This is a genomic window from Helicobacter marmotae (assembly GCF_003364255.1).
Lineage (GTDB): Bacteria > Campylobacterota > Campylobacteria > Campylobacterales > Helicobacteraceae > Helicobacter_C > Helicobacter_C marmotae.
Genome location: NZ_NXLR01000003.1, coordinates 25,693 through 47,037 on the forward strand (window position 1 = coordinate 25,693; position 21,345 = coordinate 47,037).

At 39.9% G+C, this 21,345-nt stretch carries 19 protein-coding genes and 3 tRNA genes; 13 read left to right on the forward strand and 9 right to left on the reverse strand.

Annotation, left to right across the window (positions count from 1 at the left end; all coding sequences use genetic code 11):
* The first annotated feature begins 4 nt into the window (after nt 1-4).
* The 9 genes from nuoI to CQA63_RS02525 all read left to right on the forward strand — a co-directional run bounded on the left by nuoI (nt 5) and on the right by CQA63_RS02525 (nt 10,094).
* Nucleotides 5-640 (forward strand): NADH-quinone oxidoreductase subunit NuoI, encoded by a 636-nt coding sequence (nuoI, locus tag CQA63_RS02485; RefSeq protein WP_104700321.1) that lies wholly within the window; start codon nt 5-7, stop codon nt 638-640.
* Entirely contained in the window at nt 633-1,157 is a 525-nt protein-coding gene (locus tag CQA63_RS02490; RefSeq protein ID WP_104700322.1) for an NADH-quinone oxidoreductase subunit J, read from the forward strand. The genes nuoI and CQA63_RS02490 overlap by 8 nt, the downstream gene beginning before the upstream one ends.
* Nucleotides 1,150-1,452 carry an NADH-quinone oxidoreductase subunit NuoK gene (nuoK, locus tag CQA63_RS02495; protein ID WP_104700323.1) on the forward strand — a complete coding sequence of 101 codons (303 nt, stop codon included), beginning with the start codon at nt 1,150-1,152 and terminating at the stop codon, nt 1,450-1,452. The genes CQA63_RS02490 and nuoK overlap by 8 nt, the downstream gene beginning before the upstream one ends.
* A gap of 2 nt (nt 1,453-1,454) precedes the next feature.
* Nucleotides 1,455-3,326 (forward strand): NADH-quinone oxidoreductase subunit L, encoded by a 1,872-nt coding sequence (nuoL, locus tag CQA63_RS02500; RefSeq protein ID WP_199770707.1) that lies wholly within the window; start codon nt 1,455-1,457, stop codon nt 3,324-3,326.
* Between the two features lie 2 nt (nt 3,327-3,328).
* Nucleotides 3,329-4,897: an NADH-quinone oxidoreductase subunit M gene (locus CQA63_RS02505; RefSeq protein ID WP_104700325.1), complete on the forward strand. Its 1,569-nt coding sequence runs from the start codon at nt 3,329-3,331 to the stop codon at nt 4,895-4,897.
* 1 nt (nt 4,898) lies between these two features.
* Complete coding sequence (gene nuoN, locus CQA63_RS02510; RefSeq protein WP_104700326.1) at nt 4,899-6,353, forward strand: NADH-quinone oxidoreductase subunit NuoN; 1,455 nt, start codon at nt 4,899-4,901, stop codon at nt 6,351-6,353.
* Between the two features lie 26 nt (nt 6,354-6,379).
* Entirely contained in the window at nt 6,380-8,749 is a 2,370-nt protein-coding gene (locus tag CQA63_RS02515; protein ID WP_104700327.1) for a DUF7494 domain-containing protein, read from the forward strand.
* Complete coding sequence (locus tag CQA63_RS02520; RefSeq protein WP_104700343.1) at nt 8,749-9,549, forward strand: HesA/MoeB/ThiF family protein; 801 nt, start codon at nt 8,749-8,751, stop codon at nt 9,547-9,549. Before CQA63_RS02515 ends, CQA63_RS02520 begins: the two co-directional genes overlap by 1 nt.
* Before the next feature lie 290 nt (nt 9,550-9,839).
* Nucleotides 9,840-10,094, forward strand: coding sequence for a hypothetical protein (locus CQA63_RS02525; protein WP_104700328.1), 255 nt, complete (start codon nt 9,840-9,842; stop codon nt 10,092-10,094).
* Nucleotides 10,095-10,241: 147 nt separating this feature from the next.
* Here the strand turns inward: CQA63_RS02525 and glf are convergent, their stop codons facing one another.
* The 9 genes from glf to CQA63_RS02570 all read right to left on the reverse strand — a co-directional run bounded on the left by glf (nt 10,242) and on the right by CQA63_RS02570 (nt 18,846).
* Nucleotides 10,242-11,339, reverse strand: a complete 1,098-nt coding sequence (gene glf / locus CQA63_RS02530; RefSeq protein WP_104700344.1) for a UDP-galactopyranose mutase — start codon at nt 11,337-11,339, stop codon at nt 10,242-10,244.
* Between the two features lie 42 nt (nt 11,340-11,381).
* Nucleotides 11,382-12,464: a glycosyltransferase family 2 protein gene (locus tag CQA63_RS02535; RefSeq protein WP_158655499.1), complete on the reverse strand. Its 1,083-nt coding sequence runs from the start codon at nt 12,462-12,464 to the stop codon at nt 11,382-11,384.
* 162 nt (nt 12,465-12,626) lie between these two features.
* Nucleotides 12,627-13,700, reverse strand: coding sequence for a glycosyltransferase family 2 protein (locus CQA63_RS02540; protein ID WP_104700330.1), 1,074 nt, complete (start codon nt 13,698-13,700; stop codon nt 12,627-12,629).
* Nucleotides 13,690-15,123 carry an O-antigen ligase family protein gene (locus tag CQA63_RS02545; RefSeq protein WP_104700331.1) on the reverse strand — a complete coding sequence of 478 codons (1,434 nt, stop codon included), beginning with the start codon at nt 15,121-15,123 and terminating at the stop codon, nt 13,690-13,692. The genes CQA63_RS02540 and CQA63_RS02545 overlap by 11 nt, the downstream gene beginning before the upstream one ends.
* Nucleotides 15,120-16,058: a DUF4422 domain-containing protein gene (locus tag CQA63_RS02550; RefSeq protein WP_104700332.1), complete on the reverse strand. Its 939-nt coding sequence runs from the start codon at nt 16,056-16,058 to the stop codon at nt 15,120-15,122. Before CQA63_RS02550 ends, CQA63_RS02545 begins: the two co-directional genes overlap by 4 nt.
* Nucleotides 16,059-16,111: 53 nt before the next feature.
* Nucleotides 16,112-16,825 (reverse strand): DUF4422 domain-containing protein, encoded by a 714-nt coding sequence (locus CQA63_RS02555; RefSeq protein WP_267891931.1) that lies wholly within the window; start codon nt 16,823-16,825, stop codon nt 16,112-16,114.
* Nucleotides 16,826-16,833: 8 nt separating this feature from the next.
* Nucleotides 16,834-17,040, reverse strand: a complete 207-nt coding sequence (locus CQA63_RS02560) for a hypothetical protein (RefSeq protein WP_104700334.1) — start codon at nt 17,038-17,040, stop codon at nt 16,834-16,836.
* A gap of 68 nt (nt 17,041-17,108) precedes the next feature.
* Complete coding sequence (locus CQA63_RS02565) at nt 17,109-18,179, reverse strand: bifunctional 3,4-dihydroxy-2-butanone 4-phosphate synthase/GTP cyclohydrolase II (protein WP_104700335.1); 1,071 nt, start codon at nt 18,177-18,179, stop codon at nt 17,109-17,111.
* A 229-nt stretch (nt 18,180-18,408) separates the two neighbouring features.
* The gene (locus CQA63_RS02570) at nt 18,409-18,846 is read right to left on the reverse strand and encodes a Dps family protein (protein WP_104700336.1); all 438 of its coding nucleotides are present in this window, start codon (nt 18,844-18,846) and stop codon (nt 18,409-18,411) included.
* Between the two features lie 226 nt (nt 18,847-19,072).
* Here CQA63_RS02570 and CQA63_RS02575 point away from each other — a divergent pair.
* From CQA63_RS02575 to CQA63_RS02590, 4 genes are all read left to right on the forward strand, one after another.
* A tRNA-Gln gene (locus tag CQA63_RS02575) sits at nt 19,073-19,147 on the forward strand.
* 52 nt (nt 19,148-19,199) lie between these two features.
* Nucleotides 19,200-19,276 (forward strand) — tRNA-Met (locus CQA63_RS02580).
* Between the two features lie 31 nt (nt 19,277-19,307).
* Nucleotides 19,308-19,384 (forward strand) — tRNA-Arg (locus CQA63_RS02585).
* A 66-nt stretch (nt 19,385-19,450) separates the two neighbouring features.
* Nucleotides 19,451-21,331 (forward strand): glycosyltransferase, encoded by a 1,881-nt coding sequence (locus CQA63_RS02590; protein WP_233706645.1) that lies wholly within the window; start codon nt 19,451-19,453, stop codon nt 21,329-21,331.
* Nucleotides 21,332-21,345 lie beyond the last annotated feature (14 nt).

Consider the following 21,345-nt stretch of genomic DNA (forward strand, 5'->3'; position numbering starts at 1 on the left):
GCAAATGAAAAGAGATTATTATGTTTTACCCCCTAGACTCAATCGGCAAGAGGAGCCTTTTGTAAGCCGCGTGATGATAAGCTTAAAAACAACCTTTGGGCTTGATTTATTTAGCGGGCTCAAAAAGGCTCTTGGAGCATTCTTTGCACCAAAGGTAACTATCCCCTATCCGCTTGAAGTAATCCCTCTAAGCTCCAGATATAGAGCCATACATAAACTTCAAAGGCTTTTAGAATCTGATAATGAACGTTGCATTGGTTGTGGATTATGCGAGAAAATTTGCACAAGTAACTGCATACGCATTATCACCGATAGGGGAGAAGATGGACGTAAAAAGATACTTGATTACAGCATTAATTTTGGACGTTGCATTTATTGTGGATTATGCGCTGAAGTTTGCCCAGAACTTGCTATCGTGCATGGGAATATGTTTGAAAATGCAAGTGTGCAAAGGGCGCATGTGGGATTTAAATCTACACTCTTACAACCTAAGGCTTCTTTGATAGAATTTAGCGGATATGGCTCTATATCACCCAATGCTGATGAACGTATGATTAAAACCCCTCTAAGCTACACATTACAAGATTCACAAAAAGCAGCAGAACATACGCAAGCAAAAGAGGAGAATGAGAATGTTTGAAAGTATTGCTTTTTATTGCTTTAGTGTTTTGTGCATTGTGAGCTTTTTAATCGTAGTAACCTCCCAGCAGATTCTCTACTCGATGACCGCTCTTGCAAGCGGGACAATCTTTATTTCTGGGATATTTTTTGTGCTCAATGCAGAATTTTTAGGTGTGGTGCAAATTGTCGTATATGGGGGCTCTGTTGTCGCGCTCTATGCCTTTGCAATGATGTTTTTTGACACTTCTAAGCTTATTGTGGAATCTTCTAAAGACAAACTCACTATTTGCACATTAACTCTAGGTATAGCCATAATCCTTGTAGGTATATTTGGTATGCCTGTGATAAGCAATCACCTTGAGCTCGTTGCCCAAGAGCAAAACTTGCTAAATATTGCAGAGATGAATAATATCCAAATGATTGGCTATGTGCTTTTTACAAAATATCTCATTCCCTTTGAAATCGCCGCGCTTATGCTACTTGTAGCTATGGTAGCAGGCATTGTATTAAGCGTTAAAAGGAGCTTGCATGATTAGCCTTAATCATTATCTTATTCTCTCTGCACTCTGTTTTTGCATAGGGCTTTTTGGTATTTTAAAACGACGCAATATTCTTATGCTCTTTTTCTCCACAGAGATTCTCTTAAATAGCATAAATATTGGCTTTGTGGCTATTGCTTCTTATCTCAATGACCTACAAGGGCAGATTTTTGCACTTTTTATCATCGCTATTGCTGCAGCAGAAATCGCACTCGGTTTAGGACTCGTAGTGATTTGGTATAGGAAGCATCGCACGCTTGATATAAGCTCATTAGAGAATCTAAAAGGATAATTATGATAGATGCACATGAAACACTCATTCAAATGGTATATGTCGCACTTTTTGCCCCACTGCTTGGGGCAGTCTTTGCCGCCTTTTTTGGGCACAAGCAAAAGCACATACTCATAGGTATTATCCCCACTACCTTGCTTTTTATCTCCTTTCTTGCTGCTTTTGTGCTTTTTTTAGACATATACAAAACGCATAAAATCATTCATGTTGAGTTTCTCCCATGGATAGAAGCTGGAGATTTTTATAGCTCATTTGGCTTTATGGTTGATAGCATTAGTGCAAGTATGATGCTTGTAGTAAGCTTTATTTCTACTATCGTGCATATATATTCTATAGGATATATGAAGCATGATAAAGGCTTTAATCGCTATTTTAGCTATTTAAGCGCCTTTGTCTTCTCTATGATGTTGCTTGTTATGAGTGATAATTTTTTAGGTCTCTTTGCAGGCTGGGAGGGCGTAGGGCTATGCTCTTATCTTTTAATAGGCTTTTGGTATCAAAAAGAAAGTGCCAATTTCGCCTCAATAGAAGCCTTTGTAATGAATAGAATCGCCGATCTTGCATTAATCATAGGCATATTTTTGATTGTCTATCATTGTGAAAGCCTCAAATATGAATGGGTGTTTTTATCACTCCAAACAAATAACTTTGATACAAGCTTGCTTATATGGATTGGGGCATTGCTCTTTATAGGAGCTATGGGTAAATCCGCACAATTCCCTTTCCACACATGGCTAGCTGATGCTATGGAAGGACCAACCCCCGTATCAGCCCTCATACACGCTGCTACTATGGTAACAGCGGGAGTATATCTGCTTATCCGCACTCATCCACTCTATGAAATGATACCTGATGTGGGGTATTTTATCGCTTCACTTGGGGCATTTGTAGCTATTTTTGGGGCAAGTATGGCACTTGTCAATAGAGACTTAAAACGTATCATTGCTTACTCTACACTCTCTCAACTCGGCTATATGTTTGTCGCTGCTGGGCTTGGGGCTTACTATATAGCACTCTTTCACTTAATCACCCATGCGTTTTTCAAATCTCTGCTTTTCTTAGGAGCAGGCAATGTAATGCATGCTATGAATGATAAACTTGATATTACCAAAATGGGCGGGCTCTATAAGAGTTTAGGCTATACTATGATTATGATGTCTATTGCTTCTGTAGCACTTGCGGGTATTTATCCATTTGCTGGATTCTTTTCTAAAGACCTGATTTTAGAAGTTGCATTTTCTCACTCATTTATACTTTGGCTTGTGCTTTTTATCTCTGCCCTTTTTACAGCATTTTATAGTTTCCGCTTGCTTATGCTTGTGTTTTTTGCACCTAAATCCTATGAGCACACTCCTCACGAGGCGTATCCCTATATGCTTTTTGCTATGCTCCCTTTAGCAATTTTATCCATTATCGCCGGACTTGGCGAAGTGCTTGAAGACTTCCTTAAAGCCTATCTCCCCTATGCTCTGCCCGAAATATCTCATCAGACCCATATACTCCTTATCGCCCTTACACTCACATCTGTATGCCTTGTAGCACTCTTTAGCATTATCAAATACACTAAAGGAGGCTTTGGGAGCTTCTGGGAGCATACCTTTATATATAAAATACTCTTCCACAACTACTATATTCCTAAGCTCTACACATGGCTTTTTATCAAGCCCTATCAAAAATGCGCTGCATTTTTATATCAAAAGATAGAGTTAGACTGCATTGATAAATATGTAGATACATTTGCATATACCCTAAAGGCTCTAGGAGGCAAGCTTTCATCTATACAGAATGGCTCACTCTCGCGTATGCTTATGCTTATGGTAGCGGGATTATTTATCTTATTAGTGGCATTTGTGTCTTATTCTTTGTGGAGGTAGTTATGAATTATCTTTTAAGCATTATTATATTTTTTCCAGCATTTGGAGGGCTTATTCTGTATGCGCTCAAAGGGAACAATGGACGCATATTTGCCATTATTACTGCTGGAGTAGAGTTGCTTTTTTGCATACTTTTATGGAGTGAGTTTAATGTCAATTATGGGGGGATTCAGTTTTTTAGCCATGCGAATCTTATCCGCTCTTATGGCGTAGGCTACTCTATAGGTATTGATGGTATTTCACTCTTTCTTATCTTGCTAAATGCCCTTTTAACATTCCTTGCACTCTATTTATTTAAAAATATCAATACCATGCTAATAGTCGCTATTTTATTCCTTGAGAGTATCATAATGGGTGTGTTTAGCGCACTTGATGTTATGCTTTTTTATATCTTTTGGGAACTCTCACTCCTACCCATATTGTATATACTTGGTGTATGCGGAGGGGAAAAGCGCATTTATGCTTCTATTAAATACTTCCTCTATGCCTTTGGGGGCTCTATGATTATGCTACTAGGGATTTTGTATTTTGCTTATCAATACAAGCTTATTATGGGCGCATGGAGCTTTAATCTCCTTGATTGGTATCAAATCTCCTTTGACACAGGCGTGCAAAAATGGCTTTTTATCGCGCTATTTATTGGGATGGCAATCAAGATTCCTATCTTCCCACTTCATTCATGGCAGCCACATACTTATACACAAGCACCACTCATAGGTTCTGCTCTGCTTGCGGGAGTGGTGAGCAAAATGGGCACATATGGGCTTGTGCGCTTTGTGCTGCCACTTTTTCCGGATATAAGCAGCCTAGCAAGTACCACCATAAGTATTATATGCGTTGTGATGATTATCTATGGGGCATTCCTCTGCCTTGTGCAAAAATCCCTTAAAACCCTCCTTGCATACGCTTCACTCTCGCATATGGGTATTATTGTGCTAGGGATATTCTCACTCAATACAGAGGGCTTAAGCGGGGCTGTATTTTTTATGGTATCGCATGGTTTTGTCGTTGGTGCGCTCTTTTTCTTAATCTATGCCCTCAATGAACGCACAGAATGTGAGAAAATCGAGCAAATGCAGGGATTAGCTCATACGCTCCCTAACCTTAGCAGTGTCTTTGGTATAGTGATGATGTGCTCTTTAGGCTTGCCCCTTACTATGGGCTTTGTGGGGGAAGTGCTTTGTTTGTATGGTTTCTTTCAAGTCAATCCCATTATCGCCTTTTTAGCAGGAAGCAGCTTTTTTGTAGGGGCAATTTATATGCTTGTTGTGTTTAAGAGAGTGTTTTTAGGCACAGAGCTTGTGCAATATGCCTTTTTAAAAGACTTAGGTTTAAGAGAAAAGCTTGTATTTATACCCATAATAGCCATTATTATAGGCTTTGGCATATACCCTAAACCTTTGCTTAACCCGATCAATACAAGTATGCAAACGCTCTCTTATATGATAGAGCTCAAAGCAAGTAATAGCATAAACCACATACAAGAGTGGCAAACTCACTACCCTTATGAATCCTTACCTCATGATTTTGATGATGAAGGGGTGATTCTTATCCCCAATATAGGAGATTAAAATGCCAGAATCTATGAATTTTTCATTTACCCAACTGCATGTAGAGCTTCTTATTCCAATGTGTATTTCACTCCTTGGTGGCATTATCTTACTCGGTGTGGGTGTGTTTAATAAGACAAAATCACGCGAGCTCTATGTGAGTATCAGCATACTTTTTGTCTTACTTAATCTTGGATTTTTACTCATAGAGGGCAATCTCACTCCACAAGTGGGCTTTTTTAATCTCTTGCTTGTAGATCATATTTCATATTTTGCCCAGATACTCATCTTGCTCTGTGCTTTTATTATTTTGCTCTTTTTTATGCACAATAATACATTGCCTGAGACCCAAAAAGCAGAATTCTACGCACTTTTTCTATTTGCCATTGCAGGCTTTGCCTTTATGGTATCAAGTGAGAATCTTATCCTTATGCTTTTAGGCTTAGAATGTGCCTCTTTAAGCATTTATGCACTGATTGCACTCCATGATGACATTCACGCATTTGAATCTTCGATTAAATACTTTGTAATGGGTTCAGTGGCAAGTGCGCTTTTATGCTTTGGGGCATTGCTTTTATATGCAGCTACGGGAAGTATAGAAATGGGGCATATTGGAGCATTTATGCAAGAGCATGCCAACTCATCTTGGCTTGCCATCCTTGGCTTTATCTTTTTACTTTGTGCTTTGGGGTTTAAAACTTCTCTCGTGCCTTTTCACACATGGACTCCTGATGTATATCAAGGCTCTAATGCCCTCATAGCCGGCTTTATCGCCATAGCGCCTAAAATCGCCGCACTTGCTGTGATGATTCGTATATTTGAGCCATTCATTCAGTCCCATAATACATTTGTACAATGCACCCTCTTTGCGCTTATTGTCCTTAGCATAAGCATACCAAACCTCATAGCCCTAGTGCAAAAAGATGTAAAACGTATGCTCGCTTATAGCTCCATCTCACATTCAGGCTTTGTGCTGAGTGCGATTTTACTAGGCTTGCCAGATATGGTATTTTTATATTGGTTTTTCTTTCTCTTTGCTAATCTTGGTGCATTTGGTATTTTATGGCTTTGCAAGAAAGAGGGAAGTAATGATATTTCCTTTGATACACTCAAATCCCTAATCACCACAAACCCAACATTAGCCATTTTACTTACATTTTTTATGTTTGCCCTTGCGGGTATCCCGCCTTTTTGCGTATTTTGGGGGAAGATTTACCTTATACAAAATGCACTAGGCTCTCATTATATTATCCTTGCGCTGCTTATGGCACTTAATAGTATTATAAACGCATTTTATTACCTGAAAGTAGTGATTTATATCTTTAATACCCAATCGGCACGTCCCATCCCTCATATCTCACTCTCACTGCCTAGTATCTTTGCTCTTGCTATCACTGCTATTGTGAGTATAGGCGCTATCTTTATGGTACAAAATTTGCTTGAGCTTCTTGCAAAATATGGAAATAGTGGCTTCTAGGGCTAAAAGCCACTTTAGGAGTATATGTGCAAATATTCAAAGTGGCTTTTGTCTTATTTCTGCCTTTTTATGTCTTTGGACTCGATGTTACTATTAATTATGGAAAAGAGCTAAAAGAGCATTTCTCTGTACTGAATATCTCTCATAGCGAGCCACTTGAATGCAGAGCAAACCGCAACACTCAAAATGAAATAACATATGTCGTCTGCACGATCCCTCGCACACCTGTTGCAAGCTTTTCTCCCACGCAAACACTTTTCTTTCATTTTTGGAGTCGCGTAGTTGATGGGATATTCTATCTCTATGTCGAGCCAAAGTATAAAATGGCGCTTTTTGCTACACCTAAAGACCTAAAAGACACTCTACCTATCACTAAAGAGCAGCCCAAAAAGAGTGCCTCATGGCAGATTATTGGCTATAAAAGTGAAATGCCCTTTCTCAATGACTACACGCACCAAAGAAAGCCAAAGGGGTTAAACTTCCCTATTAAAATTATTAAAAATGCTGAACTTTATTTTGATGACCTTGATATTGATAGAGGACCGCTTCGTTATGATGATGGCGAAGACTTCAACGCATATAGCCAAATCAAAACCTTAATGACAAATCAAGCCTATATCGATGCAGTTAAGCTCATTGATGAAACGCTTATTAGCTACCCTAAGACTATCTTTGCTAAAGATTTACTGCTGTTTCGCTTGCGGGCTTTAGAGCATTTTGATTCTGTAGAAAATAGCGATATGATTGTCGATATGGGCACAAAATGGATAAAAAAATACCCCACAGACGCCAATGTCCCCGAAGTGCTCTATTACTTAGGCAATGCCTATGCTGATATGAAAATCCCCGAAGAGGCGAAATACTATCTTGATCGCACAATTAGCGAATACCCCAACTCGCGTTATATGCCGCTTGCCAAAATGTCTCTAGCAAAGCACTTTAATAGCGGAAGTGATGCTAATGTCGCCACAAAGCTCTTCTCCCAAGCTTATCAAGAAGCAAAAGATTTAGATAGTGCAAGTGAGGTGGCTATTGAATGGAGCAAATTCCGCCTAGCCAATAAAGACAAAGAGCAAGCCCAAAAACTACTCCAAGCCATGCTTAAGGCTAACCCTAGCTATATTGCAAAATATCCTATCAAAAATTATGAGTTTTTAAATACCCTTGCAGAAGAGGGGCTTTATCTTATCGCCGCACAACTAGGCGAATACCTCTATGAATACCTCCTTAGCAATGACGTAAACAAAGAAGAGCTCCTCAATAATGTAAGCATATGGTATGAAGCTGCTAATGCCATAGAAGACGCACATAGAATCAACAAAATTTTCTTGCAAGAATTTGAGCACCGCCCTTTAACAGAAGTAGTCAAAGACAGAGATGATAAATTGCTTTTTAATCTTGCTAAAGATGATAGCCCAGATTCTAAAATAGAGACATACGATTACATTATAGAAAAATATGCCAATTCACCAGAGCAAGAAAAAGCTTTTATGCTGAAAGCACAAACACTCTTTGATGAGGGTAAATATGAAGAAGTCATAGAGCTTAAGGATAAGCTTAAAGACAAAGCCCTTGTAGCAAATGCACATGAGATTTTACTCCATAGAGCACTAGAACATCACAACTGCAGAGAAGCAAGCACGCATTACCTTGCCTTTAGCCCTCTTCAGATTCAATCAAATGATAAAATGCCGCTTTTTGACTGCCTCTATGCCCAAGCACTAAATAAAGAGGCAGCAGAGGTCTCACAAGGCATGGCAGCAGATTCTACAGATTTAGCAAGCAAGCTCCAATGGCTCTACCGCGATAGCCTAAACTTTGCCAAACTTGGTGAGAATAAAAATGCCGCGCTTGCAGGCAGAGATGCCCTAACCCTTGCCAAAAATCTCAAAAGCACCAAACATTATGATGTAGGCTTTGTGCTTTTTTTTGCCCTAAGGGCGCTCAATGACAAAGAAGGCGCCTTGCAAGCCTATAGCTTTCTAAAAGAATATCAAGCCAATAACCCCCAAATGCTAGCGGTGAATCTCGAGCTCCTTAAAGACGCCCAAGCCCAAAATGATGAGCTTGGTATTGAAATTTATGCAAAGGATATATTAGCACTCCAAGAGCTCACAAAAGAGAGTAAAGATTCCCCGTATGTGGATTTTGCCCTTGCACAAAGCTATATCCGCACTCAACGCTCAAATGAAGCCATAAATATACTTGATAATTTGCTTCAAAAAACACTAAAAGATGATGATAGACAAAAGGCACTCTACCTTAAAGGCTCTTTACTTAAAACACTCGGGCAAAATGCACAAGAGAGCTTCACTCAATGCACGGCTATTGCCCATGAAGGCGCGTGGAAAATGCTTTGCGCACAGGCTTTAGAGATTCTAAAGGATAATCCATGATATATAACTTCAACGATTCGCAATTGCGCCGTTATGATAGGCATTTTCGCTTAAGAGAATGCGGCTTTAAGGGGCAGGGCAAGATTTTAGAATCAAGTGTGCTTATCGTAGGAGCTGGCGGGCTAGGCTCTCCTGTGGGGTTATATTTAGCTGCTGCTGGAGTGGGACATATAGGGATAATTGATGAAGATAAGATCGAGCTAAGCAATCTCCAAAGACAGATTATACACACAAGTGCTGAAATTGGCACGCTCAAGGTAGAATCTGCACACAAAAAGCTAAATGCCCTAAACCCCGATATTCAAATCACCACTTATCCTACTATGTTAAATGCAAGCAATGCGCTTGAAATTTTTAAATCTTATGATGTGATTGTTGATGGAAGTGATAATTTTGCTACAAAATTCCTCATTAATGACGCTTGTATGCTGCTTAATAAGCCATATTGCTATGGGGGAATCTTACGCTTTAGCGGGCAATGCATGAGCATTAAGCCAAGGCAAAGTGCCTGCTATGCCTGTGTGTTTGATACGCCTCCAAGTGAGGGGAGTGTGCCAAATTGTGCAAGTGCGGGGGTGTTTGGCTCTGTTGCGGGAATCTTAGGGAGCATTCAAGCTACAGAGGTGCTAAAAATCATCACAGACATAGGAGAACCTCTCTATAATCAGCTTCTAAGCTTTAATGCGCTGGATATGAACTTTCGCAAAATTAAGCTAAAAAGGTCTCCAACCTGCCGCGTATGCGGAGAAAACGGCATAACAACACTAAAAGATTACGCCAATCCCCAATGCAACCTCTAGGCCTTCTTATGGGCTTTCTTTATTTGTCTCTCTCATTTTTCTTGCAATACTTGAGTTAAAGAACCTCTTATCAAATTCTCAGCTCTAGCGTGAAAGCAAAGCCTGAGCGAAGAAACTCTCTCATCTACTAGAGACTTTCTTAATTTGTCATATCTAGAGTGTGAGCGAAGAATCTCTGCGGGAGTTTTTTATGATTCTTATAGAGAGTCTGTAGTAGATGAGGGAGATTCTTCACCCTCTTGCGAGGGTTCAGAATGACAATCTAATTTCCCTTATAAAGCAGTTTTGCTTTGCGGATTGGACTTATTATCATATCTTGCGGGGTTTTTACGCGCGAAGAATCTCTGTGTGTGATTGGTAATTCCTTTAGAGATTTTTCGCCTCCACTTTGTGCTCCCTCTAGGGCTGAGAAAACAACTTCCTTTTATAGAACTCCCAAAAAGCTGCTCTTGCGTCTTTTGAATAACCAACCCCAAAATATTTGCCAAACTTTGCCCATCCCACAAAAAGCCTTAAAAGATGCCCTACGCTTTATGGGCTTTTAGCAAAATTGGGGGTGAGCGAGAGTCTGCAATATCCCCCGATTTTGCTAAACCGCTTAAATGAAGTGTCAAAACTCTCAAGATTCCCTAAAAAAAGGGGAGGGGGGCGAGATTTAACAATTTAACGCCCCTTATGTGTATAAAAATACTCTACAAAGTTTCAAATAGCTCCAATGCCCTAGCTACGACTTTATCCATATCATAATACCTATACTCCCCAAGCCTGCCTATAAAATACACATTCCTCAAGGCTTGTGCCTTTTGCCTATAGGCTTCATAGAGGGCTTGAGAGGGGGCGGTTGGCAAGGGATAGTATCGCTCATCGCCCCTACTCCAAGATTTTGGGTATTCAAAGCTCACGACACTATGAGGGGTTTTATAAGGGAGGAAATACTTATACTCCCCTATGCGCGTGTAGTCATAATTATTTGGGTAATTAATAACCGCATACTTTTGGAAGTATTCCCTCTCAAATTCCATAAATTCAAATGCCAAACTCCTATAGGGCAACTCGCCTAATTCGTAGTTAAAAAACTCATCAATCGCCCCGCTAAAAAAGAGCCGCTCATACTCAAGAGAATGCTCAATATCCTTATAATCACACTCTAGCCTTAGCTCAATAAGCTTACTTTTACACATATTTTCACACATTTTGCTATAGCCTTGCATGGGGATTCCCTGATAGGTATCACTAAAATAGCGATTATCCACTCCCACGACCACAGGCACGCGCTCAAACACACTTTTATCTAGCTCCTCTAGGCTGCATTGCCACTGCTTCAAGCTATAGTTTAAAAAGATTTTTTCATAAATAAATTGACTTAAAAATGCTAATTCTGGGAGCTTTTGTAGCTCTAAAATACTCACTCTGCTCCCAAAGGGGAAATGCGCTAAAAGGGTAGATTCTAAATTATTTGCCAAGCTTTTAGGGAAAAGCTCATAGAGTGTGTTTAAATTAAAAGGCACACTTGCTAAATGCCCATCGACAAAGGCTTTCACCTCGTGCATATAAGGATAGAATCTACTAAAATTATTGAGATAATCCCACACTTTTTTATTATTCGTATGGAAAATATGCGTGCCATATTTATGCACCAGTACCCCACCCCAAAGATAATCATACACATTCCCGCCAATATGCGCCCTCCTATCTATCAAAAGCACACTCTCACCCTTTATGTTTGCTAATCGTTCAGCCAATGTAAGTCCTGCTAACCCCGCGCCTACGATGCAATTTTTGACCTTCATTTTTGCCATTACCCACTCCTTGTGATATATTTACAAATGCCCCTAAAAACATTCATCATAATTTTTCTTATACAAAGTCTTGCCAAAAAGCCTTATAATGCCCCCTTTTGTGCTAAGCCTTATCCTAAAAATCCCTTTTATATTGCATATCCTAAAGACATTCAAACGATGTAAAAAAAGCGGGACATAAAGAATATAGCACATTTGTGCATAATGGCTTTGATTATAAAAATCTGCCCTTTTTGCTTTGGCTATACCAAGCTCATATAATGCCCCTTTAAGCGCATAAAAGAGCCTATAATGCGCCTTATCACTTAACGTATTTAAATGCCATAAACAAAAATGCAAAGTCCAATTTAGATATGATTTCTCCACTTCTTTAAATACCCCTTTTTGCACCAACGCACTCTGCCAAAGCCTAAGTGAGTTAAGAAATAAGCAAGGATTCACATCACGCATACTCTCTTGAGAGGCGCTATGCTTACGATGAGTAAAAAGCACCTTATCACACACACTTATAGCCTCCGCCACAACCAAAGATGTAAAGACAAAGAGCAAATCATCACTAGGGGATTTGACATCTTCAAACCTCAAACCAAAAGATTCTATAAAGCTTCTTTTATAGAGTTTATCCCATGCCCAACCTACGCAAAATCCAAACACATTATCCCCTAAATCTTTATAATTAAAGCTTACCTTTGCAGGTAGCATATCTAAGCGCAAAGCCCAAGTCATAGGAAACACCTCATTATCTCTTAACTCTCTACTTTTAGCTATCACTATCTCCGCCCTACTCTCTTTTGCCCGAGCTACAAGGCTCTCTATCGCGTTTTTACTCATATAATCATCTGCATCAAAGCACAGCACAAACTCGCCCTTTGCCACCTCTAGCCCTACATTTCTCGCCGCACCTCCGCCTTTGTTCTCTTGCTGAATATAGCAGATTCTACTATCATTTTTAGCATACTCTTTAGCTATTTCTGCGCTTTTATCTGTGCTGCCATCGTTTATGCAGATAATCTCTAAATGTTCATAACTTTGAGCGATGATAGAATCTAAGCATTGCCTCAAATACAACTCTGCATTATAAATAGGCACGATTATAGAAACAAGTGCCGGGCTCATTGCCACCACCACTATCTCATAAACCAAGCTATCACTCTAAAACCCCTAAAACCTATGCCCCAAAAAGATAAAATTGGAGCTAAAAGAAAGGTAAAAGAGATAAAAGCGAATTTAAGCCTTGATTGAAAAATTAGAGCTAAAAACACATAAAAAACTACATTTTTACCCCCCCCCCGCGTTTTCATAGAGTGTTATGCCAAAGAGGCGAATAACGCTATATGGTTTAAAAAGACGGATTCTAAAATATGTCTTAAATACGCTTTTATAATGAGCAGAAATAAATTTCAAATATGCCAAAGGAGCAAGCACATTATGAAGATTTTTTATCCTATCAGTTATTATTTGGCATTGCAAGGCTATGGTATTTTCTTCCCCTGCTTGGTGATATTTCTCTAATATCACACCTAAGGCAAAAAGTGAGCCTACATTAGCCCTCCCAGCACAAATCATAGCTCCCAAAGCCTTTGCCGTTTCATTAGCACGATGATAAGTGAGATGATAAAGCCCCCAAAGCTTATATTTTTTGCTCAATAACAGCACATCTTCAAGGCCCTTGTTTTGGTCATTCCAAGTGCTATCACTCCATGAAGTGATACTTCGATGCCCTATGCGATACCTATAAGTAACCTCACTTAAAGCATAAAATTGCCCTGCTTTAATCATTGCTTTAACAAAAAACACAGGGTCTTCATAGCGCGTATAAAGAGGGTAGAAAATATGATTTTCAAGTAAAAATGTGCGTTTATATATAAAGCGGTGAAACCCAAAGTCAAACTGATAGTCTTTGTATTGCATAAAACCATTTATCTTAAAAATGTAGCCCTGCAAGCTCTCTTCTTTAAAATCGGTAATAATCTCTCCATTGGCATAATAGCTAAAGCTACCTCCGCATATAAGTGCATTATGCTTTTTAGCCGCATTATAAAGCAAGCTCAAAGTGTGCTTGTTGGGGTAAAAATCATCAGGGTCAATAAAGCAAACAAACTCCCCTAAAGCCATAGCTAGCGCCTCATTTCTTGCCTTAGCCACACCCTCATTTTGCTTATGCACCACGGATATAGCGCTATGCTTTTTAGCATAAGATTCTAAAATATCTTTGCAGCCATCGCTACTGCCATCATTTATGCAAATAATCTCTATATCATTCAAATCTTGGCTAAGCACAGAATCTAAGCACTCTCTCAAATAAGGCTCTACATTATAAATAGGCATAATCACAGAAACTTTAAATGGCATTTTTGCCCCTTATATCTACGCCTAAAAATACTCCTAAAAGCATAAATAGCACTAATTGCCCATCGCGTATAGGGATACAATCAAACATATTTGCTACCATTAAGCCCACTAGCCCTATACCAACACTTGCCAAAAATATCTCATAAATATCGCCATTACTTGTAAGGCTAATCTTTGCCCCAAAAGTCCTTAGCACAAAATACAAACTAAAAGCACAAAACCCCACAAAGCCAAATAAACCTAACTCAAAAAACACTGAAGAGGGGTAGTTATGATTATGGGCATTACTGGAAATAAAGCTATCTTTATAGGGCGTGAGTGAAAAGGGGTGATTAAGAGAATCTAGGGCAAAAATATGCTGGATATTAAAGGGAAATTGCTGGAAATGGTAGCCATTAGGGCGCAGAGGATTATCAGCTATGGCTAAAAGTGTGCTTTTTAGTTTTGAGATTCTATCCAAACTTGAGAATTCCCACACAATGGGCGAAGTTTTATCCTTAGAATGCACAGAACACTTCGCCCAACTCTGACAACCACCGCCTAGATACTGCCCCATTGCTGCAGGCGGGGTATGCCACACTTCCTTGAAAGAATTAAGGGCATTATGCAAATTATAGCGGGAATCCCACTTAGCACTTGCATAATACACTCCCACAGCCCCACCTATAAGTAACAAGCCTATCAAGCAAAGCATATATCGCTTATATGTATAGCTAAAGCACACAAAAGGCGCACATAGCACCACCACGCACGCCAAAAGCCCAAATCTCCCGCCATTAGCAATAAACGCATATATACCCAGCAGCATAAAAAGTGCGAATATCACCTTCAAAACTCCTCTTGTTTTTAAGAATCCCACATACGCAAAGCTAAAGGCAAAAATCAGGTAAAACACATATACCGTAGCGGGCGCATAATATCGAGGAAGCATAGCCCTATAGCCTAGCTTCCCGCTGCCATTAGCATAGAAATCATAAAGAGTAATAACAGGGTGATAAAACAAAACCACACAAACAAGCCCAAAGCATATCTCTAGCTGCCATTTTGACAATCTCGTAGTAAGCAAAAAGCATAAAAGCATAAATAAACTCGGTTCTAACAGATAATGTCTTATCAAAGCTTTGCTCTCACTTACTTGCTCTGCATTTAAAAGAGAAATATAAGCCAAAGCCACCACCAGCCCCATACAAATAAGCACAAACCAAATATGCTTAATGCGCACTATATCTTTATAAAAGCATACAAGAAACACAGCTAAAGCCCCATACAAGCAATTTATGGGGATTTTTATATTAATATATCGATATGAAAGGGGCAAAAGCATTAAGCTTAAGGCAATAAGCACGATACAAAGCCAAAGGGCGGAGCTTTCATACACCTTTGTGTCTTTGTGCGCTTTTATGTGCTTTTGCCAAAAAATCATAGATATTGCTTTAATACTCGTAATTTTGCGACATAAAACCGCCTTACATTCCCCTCCTGCACCCAGCCTAGCCACCTTTTATGTGCTTTAGGATTTAAAAGCACGAGTGGTAACTCTTTGATTCTTAACTTAGGATTTGTCTGCTTTTGATACTCAAGCCATATATTAAAGAGTCGCTCAGCTAAAAAGCCAAAAACCCGCGCTTGATACACATCATAACTTTTATAAGGAATGCGCTCCTGCAATGCAAACAAAATATCAAACACCCACTCACAATAAGCAAAATAAAGCTCTCTTTTCATCACAAACATATTAGCGATATACCACAACATAGGCTTTTTATGTAAAGTTTGCAGGGCACTCTGGTGCATATGTGGATATTTGGAGCTAATATATGCTAAAGCCATATCCATATCTTTAGCATAATGCACCTTCTCATAAAGCCCATAAAGCGATAAATGCTGCGCCCTCTCCTTTTGGTCATGGTCGATTACTTTTGTAGGTAAGATAATGTCATATCCATGGCATACTTGCTCGATATTTTGGGCTAAAAGTGCATAAGATTCATAAAATGCATTATCCATAATTCCACAAAGTGAGCTATATCTGACCTTTTCTTTTCTAGGCATATCAAAGCGCACACCATCGCTAAAATCTAGCACCCTGCGATAATGAAAGAATCCATAATAATCGCAATCTAAATTCTTCCACGCCCAATACATCGCGGTAAGCTCGCAAAAGTAAGGATTAAGCCCGCTGATATGCTCTCCGCTATTATCATAATAAAGTGAAGTATTTGCCCTTTTGCAAGCAGATTCTAAAGCATTTTTTACATCCACGCTTGCATACTCTGCCCCTACCAAAATGGGTTGTAAAACTTCATTGGCAATAATGGGGCTTATTTTGTGATAACACACTAAAATTGTAACTTTCATATTTCCCCCTCCATGCTACTTCTGTACATATTCATTCTCTCCATTTCAAATTGCTACTTAATAGGACGTTTCCACACACGGATAAAGAAAAAATAGTAGCGCTCATAATCTTTTGATACCCTCTTGCCAAAGAATTTGCTTTGATTGGTGTATAAAAGCCGCACTTTGCGCTCGCTTATCCTTAAGCGCCCCCTCATAGAATCTAGCCATACATTAAACAACCGCTCAGCTAAAAACCCAAAAACCCGCCCTTGCGTGCTATCATAGTGCATATAATCAATCTCAATATGCAAAAGCACATCAAAAAGCCACTGCGCATATTCAAAAAACACTTCCCTGCGATAAATGGCAAGATTCCAATGATACATCTTCGCCCCTTTGGTAAAAAGCGCCCTTTGTATGCAATCTTGCATATGAGGATAAGTCTTGGTGATATAAGCAATTGCCTTATCTAAATCTTCTACTATGTGATCAAGTTTAAAATCTTCATACGCACTTAGCTCCGGGCGTAATTTTAACGCCTTAGGCAGCACTATATCAGCTTGGCTTTCTTGCAAAAATTGGTAAATATTATGAGGTTGTAAATGATATTTTAAAATCACTTGAGTTTGCGGGATAAAAGCCCTTAAGAGCCTAGCTTTTAAGGTATGAGGAGTGAAGTCTAGCACCCTGCGATAATGAAAGAATCCATAATAATCGCAATCTAAATTCTTCCACGCCCAATACATCGCGGTAAGCTCGCAAAAGTAAGGATTGAGTTGGGAAATTTCCTTTTTTAAGCTATGAGGTTGCCCCCCCCCCCCGCAACATAATCATCTCTAGCAAGTGCGATACCTTGCTCTAAAGCCGCAGATTCTAAGGCTTGTTGTGTGTCTTTAGTAGCACAAGCCGCCCCTACCAAAATGGGTTGCAAGACTTCATTGGCAATAATGGGGCTTATTTTGTGATAACACACTAAAATTGTAACCTGCGGGGAAGCCATTATCATCCTTGTAATATATAGAGTGAAACAAAAGCAAGAATCTTTAAATTTTTATCCTTAATTTACGCTTATACCTCTATCTTTTCAACCAAATGCAAGTTAAAGCCACTAAGGGCATGGTATTGGCTTTTATTCGCCCCACAGCTGCTTAGCAACGCAAAATCCTCTACATTAAGCCTTTTAAGAATCTGTGCTCCCACGCCAAAATCTTTCATCTCCGCACAGCTTTTATTGGGCTCCTCGCCATTGAGAAACACCAAATACCCGCCCTGCTCTTTTAGGTATTGTATGCTTTTGGTTAATGCGCTAAATTCTTCATCATTTTGCAAAAGCTCCAAATCACTTCTGATATTATGGAAGCGAATAAGTGGTTTTGAAGCACTAGATGGGCTGCTATCTGCTGGCTTTTTATCCGCTATGAAGCCAAATGCCACATGAGTACGCCCCAAATGGTCTATAAAGGTATATTTCTCTACATTCACACCCATAAACACCACCCTCTCTCTACTGCTTTCTTGCAAGAGATTCTCAAAATTAAGGCGGTATTGAATAATATCAGATACATAGAGAATCTTAAGGCTATGCTCTTTTGCAAAATCAAGCAAAAATTTATCGCCCCGCCCTGCCATAGTGCCATCTTTTTTCATAATTTCACAAATCACACTAATAGGTGCTAAGCCCGCTAATTTGCAAATATCCACACTCGCTTCTGTATGCCCTGTACGCACAAGCACTCCGCCCTCTTTAGCAATAAGTGGGAAAATATGCCCCGGACGCACAAAGTCGCTAGGCTTGGCATTATTATCACACATAAGGCGGATAGTCATATCCCGCTCATAAGCAGAAATACCCGTTTTTGCCTCTTTAGCGTCAATGGAGATAGTAAAAGCCGTTTCGTGGTTGCTATCGTTTTTTTGCACCATAGGGGGTAAATCTAGCTTTTTAGCAATATCTTGGGTAATAGATACGCATATAAGCCCTCTAGCTTCTTGTGCCATGAAGTTAATTTTCTGCGGGGTGGAGAAAATCCCCGCCATGACCAAATCACCCTCATTTTCCCTATCTTCATCATCCATAATAATAATCATCTCACCCTTTTTAATCGCCTCTATGGCATCTTTGACACGTTCTTTATACATTGCAAACCTTTTTATTATTTCATTTCTATGTAATTCCATCCCCCACACACTCACAAAAGTACATTTGCGAAAGCACACCTACAAAAGGAGGCATTATATAGAAATAAGATAAATTTTATCACTAGCTTAAAGTAGCACTTGCAAGGCTTGTATCGCCATAGCTTAAAGCCCTGCATATATTACATTATATTAATATAGCGTGCTAGTCTCGCTTGATTGAAAGTAAGCCCTATGCGAGTTGAGCTCTAATCATCCAAAGAGCCTTTTGCAATGCAGCTACTTGCTCATCAGCATATCCTGCACTCACTTTGTCATCTGCCTTATCTGCCTCACTTGATAGCTCTTCAAAGAGTTTAAGGAAATACTCATAATCCGCCAAAATAGCCTTTAATACATCTTTAGAATTAAAGCTTGTTTTGCTCTCTTCTTTGATTTTAGCCTTTTTAAGCATATCACTAAGCGTTACATAAGGCACTTCACCAAGTTGCAAGATACGTTCTGCTACATCATCAAAAATATCTGCGAAGTTTTCATAAATTTCCTCTGTAGCCTTATGTATAGGGTGGAAATCTGCTCCCTTCACATTCCAGTGAAAATTATGTACTTTCACATAAAAAACTGAGGCATCAGCCTGAATTTGCTTTAAAATTTCTACAACTTTACTCATTGTCTATCCTTTTGTTAAGTTTCCTTGAAGTCTTTACTATAAGCATTCTCAAATACTTAAGTACCCTATATTCAAGGCAATAAGATTCTAAGATATACAAGTAATTTCTAAGCAAACATCTTCACCTATCACACTCCCCCTTTTGCAGAGAAGACTTCAACACACCTTAGTATCTCCATTCTTGACAAACTCACCTAAACTCACTATAATTTGCGCTTTTAATTATTGGGGTATCGCCAAGCGGTAAGGCACCTGGTTTTGGTCCAGGCATTCAGAGGTTCGAATCCTTTTACCCCAGCCACTTCTTCAACTTAAAATTTAAGGTCTTTATCTAGCATTTCTTAATAACATATCGCGGGGTAGAGCAGTCCGGTAGCTCGTTGGGCTCATAACCCAGAGGTCGGGGGTTCAAATCCCTCTCCCGCAACCAATTCCAATAAGCCTCTTAAGTAATCAAGTTTGCGCTCATAGCTCAGCTGGATAGAGCAACGGCCTTCTAAGCCGTAGGTCAGAGGTTCGAATCCTCTTGGGCGTACCATAATAAACAAAACAAATAACACAAAAAGAAGCTCTAAATAGCCCTAAGGATTATCGATTGAAAATAGTGCATATTGTTACCCAAGACAATGGCGGAGCGGGACGCGCTTGTGTCAGGCTGCACAAGGCATTACTCAATGCTGGCGTAGATTCTATAATCCTAACACAAAATAAAACCACAGACCTAGCAAGCATTCAGCAAATCGCCAAAAGCAAGCTCCAAAAAGCCTTTGCTAAGATTCGCCCCTTTATCTCTCAACTCCCGCTTCAAATCTACCCTAAACGACAAAAAGACATATTCTCCCCCAATCTCCCTATATTCACACCCACTAATCGCGCTCTCTTAAAAACCATAGAAAAGCTAAAGCCCGATGTCGTGCATTTGCATTGGATAGAAAATGGCTTTTTTAGCATTAAAGATTTAGCCTATATTAAAGCTCCGCTGCTGTGGAGCTTACATGATGCCAACCCCTATACAGGCGGCTGCCACTATGTGGCAGCCGCCTGTATAGGGGTTGGCACTCATTGTAAATCCTGCCCCTTATTACAAAGCAAATTTACTTATGATGTGAGTTTTTGGACATTTAGACGCAAGCAAAAGACCTATAATAAACTCAATAATCTCACCATTAATGGCTTATCGCATTGGATCGCCACTTGTGCGAAGCAATCCGCGCTTTTAGGCAATAAACCCATAATCAACCTCCCCAACCCTATTGATACGCGCATATACCGCCCACTTAATAAGCATTTTGCTAGAGAATGCCTACAAATAGCACAAAATAAAAGGCTTATTTGCTTTGGTGCCATAGGGGCAACCCAACTCCCGCGTAAAGGCTTTAGCGCACTCTCAAATGCACTTAAAGCCTTAAACCCCGCCCTTAAAGCCAAGTGCGAGCTCCTTATCTTTGGTGCTAGCGCCCCTAGCGAAGATGAAAGCCTTGATATGCCCACGCATTATCTAGGCACACTCAGCGATGATACCACCCTAGCCCTTGTATATAGCGCAAGCGATGTGTTTATTATGCCAAGCTTTGTGGAATCTTTTGGGCAAACTGCCTTAGAATCGCTCTCTTGTGGCACGCCTGTAGTGTGCTTTGAAACAAGCGGGCTAAAAGATATTATCACCCACCGCACAAATGGCTATCTCGCACGTTGTTTTGAATCCTCTGATCTTAAAAATGGCATCGAGTGGGTCTTAAACCAAAGCGCGCAAGAATATGCCGCCCTCTCACTGAATGCCCGGAAAAGTGCGGTTGCAAAATTTGATACTCAAGTGATCGCTCCAGCCTATATTGATATATATAGACAATTAGCTGGGGGGGGGGCAGTAGATAAGTTAAGGGTAGCAAATGCCGCCAAAGCTATGCTACACGCGCTATTTCCGGATATTTTCAAACCTGCTGTGTTCTATGTGGGCTTTGGTGCTATTGGTGGCTCATCTACTCCGCGTAAGGGCTTTAATGAGCTAGCATATGCGCTCTCTCACCTTAGCCCTGAGCTCAAATCTCGCACTGAAGTGCTAGTCTTTGGAGGGAGTGCGTTTGAAATTGAGGGTATTAAGCAAACGCACTTGCTAGGCTTTGTGCATGATGATAGCGCTCTTAGCCTTGCCTTTAATGCGTGCGATGTGTTTGTCGCGCCATCTTTGGCTGAAAATCTAAGTAATGTCATTATGGAATCGCTCTCTTGTGGCACGCCTGTAGTGTGCTTTGACATAGGGGGCAATAGTGATTTAATCACCCATAAAAGTAATGGCTATTTGGCAAAAGCTGGAGATAGAGATGATCTCAAAAATGGCATAGAATGGATAGCGAATTTAAATAGAGAATCCTATGAGCACCTTGCCTTTAATGCCTATAGGCATGTCTCCTTGCATTTTCACGCTCCCCTTGTTGCTAAAGCCTATATAGAGGCTTATAAGCAATTAACGGGGGGGGGGGCATAAACACTCTTCTTTCA

What these genes read in the sequence shown, in the direction of transcription:
- CQA63_RS02505 (WP_104700325.1), top strand. Translation starts at nt 3,329, where the DNA reads ATGAATTATCTTTTAAGCATTATTATATTTTTTCCAGCATTTGGAGGG.
- nuoL (WP_199770707.1), top strand. Translation starts at nt 1,455, where the DNA reads ATGATAGATGCACATGAAACACTCATTCAAATGGTATATGTCGCACTT.
- CQA63_RS02540 (WP_104700330.1), bottom strand. Translation starts at nt 13,700, where the DNA reads ATGCCATTTAAAGTTTCTGTGATTATGCCTATTTATAATGTAGAGCCT.
- CQA63_RS02560 (WP_104700334.1), bottom strand. Translation starts at nt 17,040, where the DNA reads ATGGCTTCCCCGCAGGTTACAATTTTAGTGTGTTATCACAAAATAAGC.
- CQA63_RS02565 (WP_104700335.1), bottom strand. Translation starts at nt 18,179, where the DNA reads ATGTATAAAGAACGTGTCAAAGATGCCATAGAGGCGATTAAAAAGGGT.
- nuoN (WP_104700326.1), top strand. Translation starts at nt 4,899, where the DNA reads ATGCCAGAATCTATGAATTTTTCATTTACCCAACTGCATGTAGAGCTT.
- nuoI (WP_104700321.1), top strand. Translation starts at nt 5, where the DNA reads ATGAAAAGAGATTATTATGTTTTACCCCCTAGACTCAATCGGCAAGAG.
- CQA63_RS02550 (WP_104700332.1), bottom strand. Translation starts at nt 16,058, where the DNA reads ATGAAAGTTACAATTTTAGTGTGTTATCACAAAATAAGCCCCATTATT.
- nuoK (WP_104700323.1), top strand. Translation starts at nt 1,150, where the DNA reads ATGATTAGCCTTAATCATTATCTTATTCTCTCTGCACTCTGTTTTTGC.
- CQA63_RS02570 (WP_104700336.1), bottom strand. Translation starts at nt 18,846, where the DNA reads ATGAGTAAAGTTGTAGAAATTTTAAAGCAAATTCAGGCTGATGCCTCA.
- glf (WP_104700344.1), bottom strand. Translation starts at nt 11,339, where the DNA reads ATGAAGGTCAAAAATTGCATCGTAGGCGCGGGGTTAGCAGGACTTACA.
- CQA63_RS02535 (WP_158655499.1), bottom strand. Translation starts at nt 12,464, where the DNA reads ATGAGCCCGGCACTTGTTTCTATAATCGTGCCTATTTATAATGCAGAG.
- CQA63_RS02545 (WP_104700331.1), bottom strand. Translation starts at nt 15,123, where the DNA reads ATGATTTTTTGGCAAAAGCACATAAAAGCGCACAAAGACACAAAGGTG.
- CQA63_RS02490 (WP_104700322.1), top strand. Translation starts at nt 633, where the DNA reads ATGTTTGAAAGTATTGCTTTTTATTGCTTTAGTGTTTTGTGCATTGTG.